11 protein-coding genes and 1 pseudogene are annotated in these 13,530 nt (G+C 68.6%); 5 read left to right on the top strand and 7 right to left on the bottom strand.

The genetic code is table 11. From position 1 onward, the window contains the following. Together ODJ79_RS43040 and ODJ79_RS43035 are read left to right on the top strand one after the other, a co-directional pair. The coding region (locus ODJ79_RS43040; protein WP_263029508.1) for a maleylpyruvate isomerase N-terminal domain-containing protein at window positions 1-630 on the top strand (630 nt) is incomplete at its 5' end. 183 nt (window positions 631-813) lie between these two features. Then, window positions 814-1,281, top strand: a complete 468-nt coding sequence (locus tag ODJ79_RS43035) for a hypothetical protein (protein ID WP_263029507.1) — start codon at window positions 814-816, stop codon at window positions 1,279-1,281. Here ODJ79_RS43035 and ODJ79_RS43030 read toward each other — a convergent pair. Beyond that, the gene (locus tag ODJ79_RS43030; protein ID WP_263029506.1) at window positions 1,275-1,598 is read right to left on the bottom strand and encodes a hypothetical protein; all 324 of its coding nucleotides are present in this window, start codon (window positions 1,596-1,598) and stop codon (window positions 1,275-1,277) included. The two genes, ODJ79_RS43035 and ODJ79_RS43030, sit on opposite strands and share 7 nt — an antisense overlap. 612 nt (window positions 1,599-2,210) lie before the next feature. On the opposite strand from ODJ79_RS43030, the gene ODJ79_RS43025 reads away from it, so the two are divergent. Next, a complete protein-coding gene (locus ODJ79_RS43025; RefSeq protein ID WP_263029505.1) occupies window positions 2,211-5,159 on the top strand; it encodes a glycosyl hydrolase in 2,949 nt (982 codons plus the stop codon). Between the two features lie 4 nt (window positions 5,160-5,163). Here ODJ79_RS43025 and nirB read toward each other — a convergent pair whose 3' ends face one another. From nirB to ODJ79_RS43005, 4 genes and pseudogenes are all read right to left on the bottom strand, one after another. Next, window positions 5,164-7,620, bottom strand: a complete 2,457-nt coding sequence (gene nirB / locus ODJ79_RS43020) for a nitrite reductase large subunit NirB (protein ID WP_263029504.1) — start codon at window positions 7,618-7,620, stop codon at window positions 5,164-5,166. Then, window positions 7,620-7,967 carry a molybdopterin oxidoreductase gene (locus ODJ79_RS43015; RefSeq protein ID WP_263029503.1) on the bottom strand — a complete coding sequence of 116 codons (348 nt, stop codon included), beginning with the start codon at window positions 7,965-7,967 and terminating at the stop codon, window positions 7,620-7,622. The genes nirB and ODJ79_RS43015 overlap by 1 nt, the downstream gene beginning before the upstream one ends. Window positions 7,968-7,969: 2 nt before the next feature. After that, on the bottom strand, window positions 7,970-10,051 hold the full coding sequence (locus tag ODJ79_RS43010; RefSeq protein WP_263029502.1) for a molybdopterin oxidoreductase family protein: 2,082 nt from the start codon (window positions 10,049-10,051) through the stop codon (window positions 7,970-7,972). Window positions 10,052-10,379: 328 nt separating this feature from the next. Further along, window positions 10,380-10,694, bottom strand: a pseudogene (locus tag ODJ79_RS43005) (fructosamine kinase family protein); the annotation flags it as partial. A gap of 256 nt (window positions 10,695-10,950) precedes the next feature. On the opposite strand from ODJ79_RS43005, the gene ODJ79_RS43000 reads away from it, so the two are divergent. Beyond that, the gene (locus tag ODJ79_RS43000) at window positions 10,951-11,523 is read left to right on the top strand and encodes an RNA polymerase sigma factor (protein WP_263029501.1); all 573 of its coding nucleotides are present in this window, start codon (window positions 10,951-10,953) and stop codon (window positions 11,521-11,523) included. Beyond that, a complete protein-coding gene (locus ODJ79_RS42995; protein ID WP_263029500.1) occupies window positions 11,520-12,659 on the top strand; it encodes a hypothetical protein in 1,140 nt (379 codons plus the stop codon). Before ODJ79_RS43000 ends, ODJ79_RS42995 begins: the two co-directional genes overlap by 4 nt. A gap of 136 nt (window positions 12,660-12,795) precedes the next feature. On the opposite strand, the gene ODJ79_RS42990 is transcribed toward ODJ79_RS42995, so the two are convergent. Continuing rightward, on the bottom strand, window positions 12,796-12,999 hold the full coding sequence (locus ODJ79_RS42990) for a DUF4926 domain-containing protein (RefSeq protein ID WP_263029499.1): 204 nt from the start codon (window positions 12,997-12,999) through the stop codon (window positions 12,796-12,798). A 10-nt stretch (window positions 13,000-13,009) separates the two neighbouring features. After that, window positions 13,010-13,444, bottom strand: a complete 435-nt coding sequence (locus tag ODJ79_RS42985) for a DUF6883 domain-containing protein (protein WP_263029498.1) — start codon at window positions 13,442-13,444, stop codon at window positions 13,010-13,012. Window positions 13,445-13,530 lie beyond the last annotated feature (86 nt).

Here is a 13,530-nt window from a genome sequence, read left to right as displayed (position 1 = left end):
CTAATAGCGGAGATGATTGCCGACGACGTGGCGCGCGCTACCCGGCTTGCCCTCGAGACCCTTGCGGCAGCGACCCACCTCGACTGGCAGCAGCCGGCCGGCAGCCTGGAATGGAGTTGCTGGGAGACGGTCGAACACATGAGTGACGACCTCTTCGCGTACGCGGCGCAGCTCGGTCCCGCGAACCCGTCGACGAGCACCCATGTCCCATTCGGCTGGCAGCGACGTCGAGCCGGTGGGCCGGCCCTGACCATCTTCGTGAACCCGGCCGAGGGGCCGTCGGCACTGCTGGAAGTCTTCGAAGCCTGCGGGGCGATGCTGGTGGCCATGATCGATGCCGCACCGGCGGACCGGCTGTCATTTCACGCGTACGGTCCGTCCGATCCCTCCGGCTTCGCCGCGATGGGTGTCGTCGAGATCTTGGTTCACATGCATGACGTGGCTGCGGGATTGGACCTGGCCTGGACCCCACCACCTGACCTGTGTTCCGGCGCGCTGCGCCGGTTGTTCCGCTCCGCGCCGTCGGGCAATGAACCGTGGCGGACGCTCCTGTGGGCGACCGGCCGCGCGGACCTTCCCGGTCTGTCAGCGCAGACGTCTTGGACATGGGACGGTGCTCCGCGCCCGTGACGCGGACCGGCCCAAGGTCAGGCGGGTGGCGCCAAGACTCGGTTCTGGCACACGAAGCGTGGAGGGCAGCATTCCGGTATCAACGGTCAAGTCATCGACCCAGGCCGAGCGGTCCAGTGAGCTGCCGAGGTCAGTGAGTTCGACCAGCTTGATCACGTCGATACGGAGCGTCATGCTGGCGAGGTGAGTGATGACTACATTCGGCTGATCCCCAGCGACAAGCAGTGGCAGCCGAAGCCCGAGGCAGCGGAAGCAGCAACAAGCTACGTGGCCCAACTGTTCTCTGGGCCCCAAGATGACGTCGAAGAGGTCGAGGCGGAGTTTTACGACCAGGTCACGCTGATCGACGCCGGCGAGAACACCACCAAGATCTCCTGCTTGAACTGCGGCGGTGACATCGCCGTGGACTGGTTCTTTGACCTGATCGAAGAGAAGGGCGAAGCCTTCGGCAACCTTGATTTTGAGGTGCCGTGCTGTGGAGCCGTCGTTGCTCTGGATTCGCTGCGATACGACTGGCCCGTCGGGTTTGCCCGCTTCGAGATATGCGCCATGAATCCGACCCGAGCGAAGTACGAACTCGACTCTGCCGAACTCGCCGAGGTGGCCAGACTTCTTCAACACCCCGTCACTCAGATTCTCGCGCACTACTGATCGGCAGAGGTCCTCGCCTGTTCAACGGGCAAGCAGCACTCGCTTGCGGAGCAGGTCGAAGCTGGCTCTGCCGTACATCTGCAGCATCTTGATCCGGTTGACGTTGCCTCCACCGGCCCCGAACTACGCGGCAGGGTCAGGCCCGCGGTGACAGCGTCCAAGTCGCTGGTCAGGCCGTTGGTGAAGCTGGCGATGCCGGGCAATCCAGCCTGTTGGGCCGCGGCGATCCATTCGCCGAGCCGGCCGCCGTGCAGGCCGGTCAGCATCTCGGCGAACGAGCGCACCAGGTCAGCAGCGGTGGCCAGGAGCCCGCTCACGCTGCGCACAGGCGATCAAGAAGCCACGCTGAGCGTGGATGCGCGCATCTGCCGAGGTGCGGGCCTGGGCATGGCGCGTTCCCCTCTCGGGTCAAGATGGGAGTATGGCTGAGACAGGCGGGGTCGCGAGGCCGCAACCGATGTATGTCGTCCTCCGCGAGGTCACCGACGGGTCGTGGCGTCTGGTCGGCGAGGTCGCTCGACGCCCGGGCTTGCCGGCTCGACGTGGCCGTGCGCGGGCCGCGGAAGACGCGTTGGGGCGTCCGCCGTTGGCAGGCGAACGACTTGCTGTCATTCCGCGGAGCGAGTGGCACGTCGGCCTCGATTGGTGAGCGGCGAGCCAGAACAAGAGGCGTCCGCATCCGCTGCGGACAAGGCGTGCCCGGTCTCAGGCGCCCGTCACCGTGCGTGAACGGCGGGACCACCCGGCGATGCGTGAGCGGGTCTCGCCGGGGTGGGGCCAACACTCGCGAATATCGAGGACGTCGCTCTGAACGGGAAGATCGCGTCTTTCGGGTCACCTTGTTAAGAGTTCTGAAACATTGACGACATTCGTTGCAGGACTTACCGTTCCAAGCACGAGAGAGCGCTCTCACAGTTGCGGGAGGCGTGATGGGACCGGTCGTTCGACGTACGGGATTGGCGGTTGTCGTGGTTGTCGCGGCCGGACTGGGAATGACGGCGCTCGGCGGCACGGCCGGCGCCGCCACCCTCGGTGCGGGCAGTTACACCGAGGCCCTGCCGGCCGGCGCGAGCCTGCCGACCGGCTGCGGAGACCTGTCCACGAACCCCCGCCAGTTCATGACCGCCGACGCGCCGGCCGGTCCGGTCCCGACCAACGACTGGTGGTCGTCGCTGGTCTACAAGAAGTACGACTGCGCCTACAGCGAGAACCTGCACGCGCACCCGACGAGCTACGACACCACCTCCGGTGGGCTGGGCTTCTCCTACAACACCACGCCGCAGATCAGTGGTTCGGCCACCGGGGTGGGCGAGTACCACTACATCTACCGGGAGGACTTCACCGCCGGGGTGGCCGGGCTGAACGCGCCGCGGACCCTGGTCGACTCCTGGACCGACTGGACCGTCACGCCGTACTGGAATGACGGCACCCGGACCATGAAGGCGACCATCGGCCACGGCCTGCCGTTCGCGTACTTCCAGATCACCGGCGGCAACGCCCAGATCACCGCGACGAGCACCCCGACCGTCTGGTCCAACAGCGGAGCGTGGATCGGCTACTCGGTCGCCGGCAAGGACTACGTCGCGTACGCACCGACCGGAGCCACCTGGTCGGTGAGCAACACCGTCATCACCTCCACGCTGAGCGGCAAGGACTACTTCTCCATCGCCGTGCTGCCCACCACGCCGGCCACCGGCACCGCCGACAAGATCGCCCTGGCCACCAGCTACGGCAGGTACGCGCACAACCATGTCACCGGCACCCGCGTGTCGTACGCGTACGACCAGCACACCAGCCGCGTCACCACCACGTACACGGTCACGACCACCGCGCGCGAGGGCTCCGGCGCCGGGACCGTCATCGGTCTCTATCCGCACCAGTGGCGGGCACTGACCGGTGCGACGCCCATCGCGCAGACCTACGTCACCGCCCGGGGAACGATGAAGAACCTCGTCGGCGCCTCGTCGTTCACCACGTCGGCGGTGTTCAACGGGGTGCTGCCCGAGGTGCCCGCGGTGGCCGACAGCACCGGGGCCGACCTGGCCACCCTCGACGGCTACCTCGACCAGGTCAAGAACAACCCGGTCAACGTGCTGGGGAACGACACCTACTGGACCGGCAAGGCCCTCGGTGCCGGTGCGCGGATCGCGGAGATCGCCGACCAGATCGGTCGCACCGACGTCCGCGACACCGCGCTGTCGGCGATCCGTGCCCAGCTGACCGAGTGGTTCACCGCGACGCCGGGCAAGACGGCGAAGCTGTTCTACTACGACCGGAACTGGGGCACGCTGATCGGCTACCCTGCGTCGTACGGTTCCGATACCGAGCTCAACGACCACCACTTCCACTACGGCTACTTCATCGCCGCCGCCGCGACGCTGGCCAAGTTCGACCCGTCCTGGGCGGCCGACTCCCGCTACGGCGGCATGGTGGACCTGCTGATCCGCGATGCCGACAACTACGACCGTGGCGACACCCGGTTCCCGTACCTGCGAGATTTCGACATCTACGCCGGGCACGACTGGGCGTCCGGGCACGGCGCGTTCTTCGCCGGCAACAACCAGGAGTCGTCGTCGGAGGGGATCAATTTCGCGAACGGGCTCATCCAGTGGGGACAGGCGACCGGCAACGCCGCGATCCGCGACGCCGGCATCTACCTGTGGACGACGCAGTCGGCCGCGATCAACGAGTACTGGTTCGACATCCACGACGAGAACTTCCCGTCGGCGTTCGGCCACGGCACGGTCGGCATGGTCTGGGGCGACGGCGGCGCGTACGCCACCTGGTTCGCCTCCGCACCGGAGCAGATCCACGGCATCAACACGCTGCCCATCACCGGCGGCCACTTCTACCTGGGCAACGACCCGGCGTACGTGCGGCGCAACTACGCCGAGATGGTCGCCAACGCCGGGCACGAGCCGGCGCTCTGGCAGGACATCGCCTGGCAGTACCTGGCGCTCGGCGACGGCGACGCGGCGCTGGCGAAGTTCCGGGCCAGCAGCGGCTACCCCCCTGAGGAAGGCGAGACCAGGGCGCACACGTTCCACTGGATCCGGAACCTGGCCGCGCTCGGGACGACCGACCTCACCGTCACCGCCGACCATCCGCTCTACCGCGTCTTCAGCAAGAACGGCGCCAAGACGTACGTCGCGTCCAACATCACGAATACGGCGCTCACCGTGACCTTCTCGGACGGCACCGTGCTGGACGTGCCGGCCGGCCGTACGGTCGCCGCCGGCGCGACGAGCTTCTCCGGTGGCAACGCCACCGGCGGCGGGATCACCCCGACGCCCACGTCCACCCCGACCCCCACCGCCTCCCCGACCCCGACCGCCTCCCCGACCGCGACACCGACCGCCTCCCCGACCGCGACACCGACGCCGACGACCTCCGGTCCGCCGGTCGGTGGTGGAGCGGTCCGGTATCTGCAGGCCGGCGGCGTACTGGCCGATGCGGCAGGTACGGCCGGCACCGCGACCGTGGCGGCGGCGTCGGGCGGCAACGACAACCAGCCGCACGCACCGATCACCTTCCTCGCGACCGGGCTGAACCTCGCGTACCGATCCGGCGCCGCGACCGCTTTCAGCATCTCGGTGGATGCGGGCACCTCGGTCGGCAACGCCACCCAGATCCGCGTCTCGTACGACCTGACCGGCGACGGCAGCTTCGACCGGGTCGAGACGTACCGCTACTTCGCCACCGACCCGATCCCCGGCTGGGAGCGATACACCGACGCTGTCGGCCAGGTCACCTCCACCGGAACCTTCGGCGACCTGGCGAACGGCACGGTCAAGGTGGAGATGTGGAGCGCCATCGGCTCCGCGTCGAGCACGGTGTCGCTGGGCACGCTGTCCACGGTGACGCTGCCGTACCAGTGAGTTCTCACGTTTTCATCGGGACCTGGGGCAGCACGGTCAGCGGCAGTGAGGTGCGGAACTGTCCCGGGGTCACCGGCTCGGCACGTTCCTTCCACGGGTCCCGATAGGCGCCGACCGCCGCGTCCATCCGAGCGTCCAGGTCGGCGGCGATGCCCTCGGCGTCCTCAACCACCACCGCCCGGATCTTCTCGATCCCGACCCGCGGCACCCACGCATAAGTACGCTCCAGCCAGTTCCCGTTCTCCCGGTAGTACTGCAGGAACCGCCCGGTCAGCGTGATCACTTCCTCAGGCGAGGACACGGTGGCCAGCAGATCACCCTTGCGGACATGCGCACCGGCCGCACCACCGACATAGATCTCCCATTTACCGCCGTCAACAGCAACAACACCCAGATCCTTGACGTACGCCTCGGCACAGTTCCGCGGGCAGCCAGTGACCGCAAGCTTCATCTTCCCCGGCCCCTCAATACCCTGGAACCGCTCCTCGATCGCAATCCCCAGAGCCGTCGAATCACCCACCCCGAACCGGCAGAAATCCGACCCCACACACGTCTTCACCGTGCGGAAACTCTTCGCGTACGCATACCCCGACGGCATATCCAACTCAGCCCAGATCTGCGGCAACTTCTCCTTCGGAATACCCAGCAGATCGATCCGCTGACCACCGGTCAACTTCACCATCGGCACCCCATGCCGCTCGGCCACCTCAGCAATCCGCCTCAGATCAGCCGGAGTGGTGACACCACCCTTCATCTGCGGCACCACCGAAAACGTGCCATCACGCTGAATGTTCGCGTGCACCCGATCATTGATGAACCGGGCATCCCGCTCGTCGACGTACTCCGCGCCCCACATCATCTTCAGCAGCGACGCCAAACCCATCTTGCTCTTCGCGTCCTCCTCACCACCCAGCTTCGCGAACACCGACGACACCGACTTCAGCTGATAGAGCCGGATCGCGTCCATCAACTCCGGCTTCGGCATCGGCACACCCGGCACGTAATACGACGCAGCCGGATCCTCCTCGACCTCACCACCCGCCGCCCACTCCACAATCCGCCGCACCAACGGCTTACAGGTGCCACAACCCTTCCCCGCCCGGGTCTTGTCCATGACACCGCCGACGGTCCTGCAGCCACTGTCCACACAGGCCTTGATTACGCCCTTCGCCACCCCATTGCAGTTACACACCTGCTCGTCGTCGGCCATCTCGGCCGGGCTCACCTCGCCGACCGGACCACCCAGGTCGAACAACAACCCGGCCCGCTCCTCCGGCAACGGCAACCCGCGATCGAACGCCTGCATCAGAAACGCGACCTTGCGGACATCGCCGACCAGCGTGGCGCCCACCAACCGGCCACCCCGGATGATCACGTTCTGGTAGACGCCCTTCGACGGCTCGGCGTACGTGACCTCCTCGTCGCCGGCGCGCTCGGGCCCGGTCAGGCCCATCGCGGCCACGTCGACGCCGGCCACCTTCAGCTTCGTGGCCACCTGCGAGCCGTGGTACTCGGCGTCCGGGTTCGTCCCGGTGAGATGGTCGGCGAGCACCTTGGCCTGCTCCCACAGCGGGGCGACCAGCCCGTACACCTCGCCGCGGTGCTGCGCGCACTCGCCCACCGCGTAGATGTCGTCCTCATCCAGCGCCCGCATCCGATCGTCGACGACGATGCCGCGCTCCACCACCAGACCGCTCGCCGCGGCCATCTCGGCGTTGGCGCGGATGCCGGTGGCTACCACCACGACATCGCACTCGATGGTGCGGCCGTCGGCGAGCTTGACCCCGGTGACCGCGTGCTTGCCGAGGATTTCGGTGGTCGACGCGCCGACCACCACGTCGAGGCCGAGCCGCGCTTCGAGGGTGGTCCGCAGCATCTCGCCGGCAACCCCGTTGAGCTGGGCATTCATCAGGTGGCCGGCGGAGTGGACGACGGTGACGCGCGGGAGGTGGGTCTGCAGGCCGCGGGCCGCCTCCAGGCCCAGCAGACCACCGCCGATGACCACGGCGTGCTGGTGTTCCCGCGCGTACCGGATCATCGCGCGGGTGTCGTCGAGCGTGCGGAACACGAAGACGCCCTGGTGGTAGCCGCGGCCCGGACGGCGGATGCCGGCGATCGGGGGTACGAACGCCCGGCTCCCGGTCGCGATGATCAGCTTGTCGTACGGCGTGACGGTGCCGTCGGCGGCATGGACGGTCCTGGCGAACCGGTCGATCCGATCGATCCGTGTCCCGACGCGCAGCGTGATGCCGTTCTCGGCGTACCAGGAAAGGTCGTTCAGGAAGATGCCGGACTCGTCCTCCACGCCCGCAAGCACATTGGACAGCATGATCCGGTTGTAGTTGCCGTAGGGTTCGTCGCCGAACATCGTGATGTCGAAGTCGCCGCCCCGGGCGAGGATCTCCTCCACCGTCCGGGCGCCGGCCATCCCGTTGCCGACGACCACCAGTCGTTGTCGCATCAGACCTCCACCAGGCCGAGGTCGACGATGACGGTGCCGGCCAGCCCCGCGGGCGCGGCGATCCACAGCTCCACCGTCGTGCCGGACAGCAGGTCCTCCACCACCCGGAGCGGCACGTGGACCTCGCCCTTCGCGCCGATCGGGAAGTAGCGCATCGGCTGGCCGTCCCGCACCAGCACGACGCAGACCAGTTCGGCGGTGGCGTTGCCGCCCCGGAAGTAGACCGCCTGAGCGGCCACCCCGCCGGGCACCACGTAGGACGGTCCGGCATCCAACGGCGCCGGCCGGTCCAGGCCCTTGCCCTCGAACGAGAAGACTCCTTGCAGGAAACGTGGGGTCGACTGCACGGCTAATCGGTTCCTTTCTCGTGTCGGGTGATCGCCACCGCGCACACCTTGAACGCGGGCATCCGGGAATGGGGATCGAGGGCCGGGTTGGTGAGCGCGTTCGCGCCCGGCCAGTGGAACGGGGCGAAGACGGTGTCCGGGCGGATCCCGTCGGACAGCCGGGCTCGCATCACCGCGGCCCCACGCCGGCTGCGCAGCTCGACCAGGTCACCGTCGGCGATGCCGTGCCGACGCGCGAGGTCCGGGTGAATCTCCGCGCGCGGCTCGGGGAGGGCCACGGTCAGCGCCTTCACCCGGCGGGTCTGGGTGCCGCTCTGGTAATGCTGCATGTTGCGGCCGGTGGTCAGGACGTACGGGAACTGCCGGTCGGGCAGCTCGGCCGGATCGCGATGCTCGACCCGGACGAACCTGGCCTTGCCCGACGGCGTGGGGAAGCCGTCGGCGAACAACCGCGGGGTGCCGGGATGATCCTCGGAGGGGCAGGGCCAGAAGACGCCGTTCTCGGCCTCGATGCGCTGCCAGGTGATCCCGGCGTAATCCGCGATCCCGCCGGCGCTGGCCCGGCGCAACTCGTCGAAGACGGCACGCGGGTCGCTCGAGAAGAACTCGCCCCGGCCCAGCCTGGCGGCCAGCTCCGCGAGCACCTCGAGATCGGTCCTGACGTCCGGCGGCGGGGGCAGCGCGCGCTTGCGTCGCAGCACCCGGCCCTCCAGGTTGGTCATCGTGCCCTCCTCCTCGGCCCATTGGGCGGTAGGAAGGACAACGTCGGCGAGCTCCGCGGTCTCCGAGCGGAAAATGTCCGAGACGACGAGAAAATCGAGGTCGCCCAGCCGATCGGCGACCCGGTTGCTGTGCGGTGCGCTGACCGCGATGTTGCTGGCCAGCACCAGCAGGACACGTACCCCGTCGGGGGTGCCGAGGCGATCGAGCATCTCGTACGCGGATCGGCCCGGCCCGGGCAGCTCGTCGGGGTCGATCCCCCACACCGCGGCGACGTGTGCCCGTGCGGCGGGGTCGTCGATCCTTCGATAGCCGGGTAGCTGGTCGGCCTTCTGGCCATGCTCCCGGCCGCCCTGTCCGTTGCCCTGGCCGGTGATCGTGCCGTATCCGGAGAACGGCCTGCCGACCAGCCCGAGGGCCAACGCCAGGTTCAGGTACGCCTGCGCCGTGTCCGTGCCGTTGCTGTGCTGTTCGGCGCCGCGCGCGGTAAGGATCATCGCCGGGCGCTCGGTGGCCAGCAGGCGCACGGTCTCCCGCATCTGTGCCTCCGGCACACCGGTGATCCGCTCGACCCGCTCCGGCCAGTAGGCATTGGTGGCCGCACGGACCGCCCCGAACCCGGTGGTCCGCTCCGCGACGTAGACCTCGTCGACGTAGCCCTCCCGGATGGCGATGTGCAGCAGGCCGTTGGCCAGCGCCAGATCGGTGCCGGGGAGCGGTTGCAGGTGGAGGTGCGCGCCGGCCGCGGTGGCCGTGCGGCGCGGGTCGACCACGATGTGCCGCGCCCCGGCCGCCCGGCCCGCGTCGAGATACTGCATCGACGGCGGCATCGCGTCCGCCGGGTTCGCTCCGACGATCAGCACGGAACGGGCGCGTGCCACGTCCTCGAGCGGGAACGGCAACCCGCGGTCCACGCCGAGCGATCGGTTCGCCGCGGTCGCCGCCGCCGACATGCAGAACCGGCCGTTGTAGTCGATCGAGGACGACCGCAGCGCCACCCGGACGAACTTGCCCAGCGCGTACGCCTTCTCGTTGGTCAGCCCGCCGCCGCCGAACGCTCCGACGCTGTCCGGCCCGTACGACTGCTGTGCCGCCTGGATCGCCTTGGTGGTCAGCGACAAGGCCTCGTCCCAGCCGGCTTCGCGCAGCGGGCTCCGCCGGTCGCCGGGCTCCTTGCGTACCAGCGGAGTGAGCAACCGATCCGGATGATCCAGCAGATCCGCCGCGGTGTAGCCCTTGGCGCACAGGCCGCCCCGGTTCACCGGGAAGTCGCGCGGCTCCAACCGCACCCGTGGCAAGCCCGGGGTCAGCGTCATGCCGCACTGCAGCGCGCAGTACGGGCAGTGAGTCTCGGTCGTCTTCACAACCCCGATGCTCGGCCGCGATTGTTTGATGTGTGCGCCGTCGCTGTTGCGGGGGTGTTCGGAACGGGTTAAGTCCGCACGCGGAAGGGGGCGAGGGTGGCGCGGACCAGCTCGCCCGCGCCCAGTCGTGGTCGAACTGGGCCAGCACCGCGAGGTGTTGTCGCAGCTGGATGATCGGCATGCGAGCCTGCCAGCCGCTGTCGAGCGAGGTCAGCTCCGCGTAGAGCGCGAAGAACCCCCGGGCCTCGGGCGGGGGCGAGGTGGTCCACAGTCGATGCTCGGCGAAGAACGCGAAGCCGTCGTCGTTCCAGGTGTTGATCTGCCGGCGGCGACCCAGCCAGTTGTCGCGGTGCCATCCGAAGCGGGGGTGGACCGTGCTCGTGTGCAGGTGGGCGAGCGCGTGCGCAAACTGCTCCCAGAAGGCCTCGGTCCGCGGTCGCGCCTGCAGTGCCGACAACACCAGAAGCTCCCGGTTTGCCAGGATCACGTCGGGTGTCGCCAGGCCGCCCTCGCGCAGGGCGGCCAGCCCGTCGGCCTCCGCGACGAAGACGTCATCATCGAGGGCGCCGGCGAACGCTTTGACGAAACACCAGTGGCGCGCCGTCCCGGCGGGTTGCGATGCCCGCGAGCGCGGCGAGCCCACCGGTCACCGGTTCCACCGCGACGACATCCCGCATCCCGGACCGATGGAGGCGCTCGAGCAGGACCGGCACGCCCATCATCGTCCTCCGTAGCGATCGCTCCCCGACCCGGCGTGGCGAGCCTAACGGAGAGGCGGGCACCGAGAATGGCGGCCGGACGATTCAGCGGGCGGCGGACCTCTGCGGCTCGGAGCCTGAACACTTTGCGGGTCGATCGGCAATGTCAGGTTGGAAGCGCGGAGTTTGCCGAGGAGGGCCATGGCTTCGGATGCGGACTTGATAGGCCGGTCGCTGGATGGCGATGTCGACGCCTTCGTGGAGGTGGTCGAGCGTCATGAGGTCGCGGTCGGTTCGTACCTCGCTCGTCGGGTGGGGCGCGATGCGGCCGAGGACCTGCTGGGCGAGGTTTGGGTTGCGGCGTTCGAGTCGCGGCGATCGTACGACCGGTCGTACGACGATGCGCGGCCGTGGCTGTACGGGGTGGCGTTGAACCGGCTGCGTCGCTACTGGCGGTCCCGGCCGGCCGAGGACCTGGTCGCGGACGTGGCGGACCTGGCAACCGGTTGGGATCCGTGGTCGGCGGTGGACCTCGGCGTGGACGCCCGGGCGGTACTCCGGTCGGCCCTGATGCGGCTCAAACCCGAGGAGCGGGAGGTCCTGAGGCTCGTCGCCTGGGAGGACCTGACGGCGGCCGACGCCGCGCGGGCGCTCGGTATGCCGGCCGGCACCGCCCGGCGGTTGTTGAGCCAGGCCAGGACGGCATTGCGGGACGCGCCGGGGGTGTCCGCGCTTCTGAGGGATCGCAACAGCGCGAAGGAGAGACACCGATGACCGACGAGCTGGATCTGATCGGTGAGTTGGGCAGCGCAGAACCACTGCGCCCGGAGGCGTACCAGCGGGCGCGGGCGGTGCTGCGGGCAGCGATGGCCGACCCCGCAACCGTGCGGTTGCTGGGCGCGATTTCAGCGGAGGACACCACTATGGAGACCACTTCCACCAGGGAAACGACAACCACGCCGGACCACCGATCGAGCCCGGCGATCCACCACCGTCGCGGGATCGGTGTCGCGGGCCGGTTCGGCATCGGTGCCGGGGTGGGGGTTGCCGCCGCAGCTGCGGTCGTCGCTCTGGTGCTCAACTCGTCGGCGACCGGGGGTGCGGTGGCCGGCAAGGATCCGTCGGCGCCGGTAGCGTCGGCCACCGTTGACGGGTCCGCCGACCGTGCGCCGCTGCTGACTCTGGCCGGATACATCAAGACGACCACGCCGTCGGCGGGCGACGCGTGGCTGGTGAAAGCGACCCAGGTCCACGGCACCAAGACGATGCAGGTCGTCTACACCCTGTACACCGACGGTCACGCGATCTACACGGGCAACAGCGTGCCGGACATCAAGCGTGCGATCACCCGCCACCAGGACCAGATGAAGGCCGGCGGCTACGCACCGCTCCTCCAGGCAGCCATCGCCGCGGCGGACAACAGCCCGGCCGACGGCCGGACCCGGATGCTCAAGGCAGCCAAGGACCCGCTGGTCGGCCTCGCCCCCGCGGCGCAGCAGGCGGAGTGGGACAAGCAGCAGGCGGCCGCCCAGGCGATCATCAAGCAGAAGGGCGGCAACGCCAAGCCGAAGCCGTACAGCCCGCAAGCCGTCCAGCGGCACTTCGACAACGCCCTGTGGACCTACAGCACCGAAGCGCTGTCCGCCGGCGACGGCAACACGCAGGTCCGGGTGGGCGTGCTGCGTCTGCTGTCCACCATCTCCGCGGTCAGCGTCAAGAACTCGACCACCAACGGCAAGGCCACCCTGACGATCACCGCGGGCCCCGCGGTCTTCGGCGGCCAGGGCACCGAGGTGCTGACCGTCGACGCCAAGACCGGCATGCTGGTCAAGGACGTGTCGACCGTGCCGGACCTGCCCGACGCCTACACGACGTACGAATCGTCCCGGGTGACGGCGGCCCGCCTCTAGGCCGGCAACTCCCGCCCTCCTGCGTCATCCGCAGACGGGGGCAACCGCCCGGCCACCGGTAACGGTGCGGGCCGCCCCGCCAGGCGGCCCGCACCGTCGTTTGTCGTCGGCCGGCTGGGCCGCGTGTGGAACGCCGTCACAGGTCCGATGGGGCGACCTGGTGAATTTGGTCTGACGTCAATGGAACTTGGGCGATCGTGCGGCCGCTTCCATCGGTGAACTCCACCTCGTAGGCCCGGTGCGGCTCCTCGAAAACATGCACGACCGCACCAATCGCTCCCGCGGCCAGGCCCTCCTCGGGTAGGTCGACAAGAAGTCGGACAGTGTCGTAAAGCTCCATGTTCCCCCCGCTACGGGAATGAGATGGTCACCAATCGTGGGGTCGTAGATCCGACGTCGAGTATCCAGGCCGTGCGCACAGTGATAGTGCCTCGGGGACCGGTCAGCGGCACGTCGACCGCCCACCGCTGACCGTACTGGTCAACTTTGCCCTTGATCGGCGTGCCGTTGAGTACGCCGTCCCGGATTTGCTGGTCGATCCGCACGGCGTCACCGGCGTCCAAACCCGTGGCGCTGTTGATGACGCGATATTTGTTGCCACCCACCGGATGGTCCGGGTTCATGGCGTAGGACGTGATCTTCCCGGAGTCGATCTCGACATCGGCGAAGTCGGGTGCGTTCGCCGGTGCTGAGGATTCGCCGACAGGTTCCCGGGACTGACCGCTACCCTCGCTCGGCCGCCCTGCTCGTGCGACCTTGGCGAGAGCGTCATGCGCCCGCGCCACGCTTCCGGGTTGCGGTATCGGGGTTCCGCCGCCGTCGTCTCCGTGACGGCCTGGCGGTTCTCCATCGTCACCGGCTCCGCCGCCGC

The sequence above is a fragment of the Actinoplanes sp. KI2 genome (assembly GCF_025630775.1).
In the GTDB taxonomy this organism is placed as follows: domain Bacteria; phylum Actinomycetota; class Actinomycetes; order Mycobacteriales; family Micromonosporaceae; genus Actinoplanes.
The sequence above is the reverse complement of the archived record's forward strand: the minus strand, read 5'-3'. Positions and strand labels throughout refer to the sequence as shown.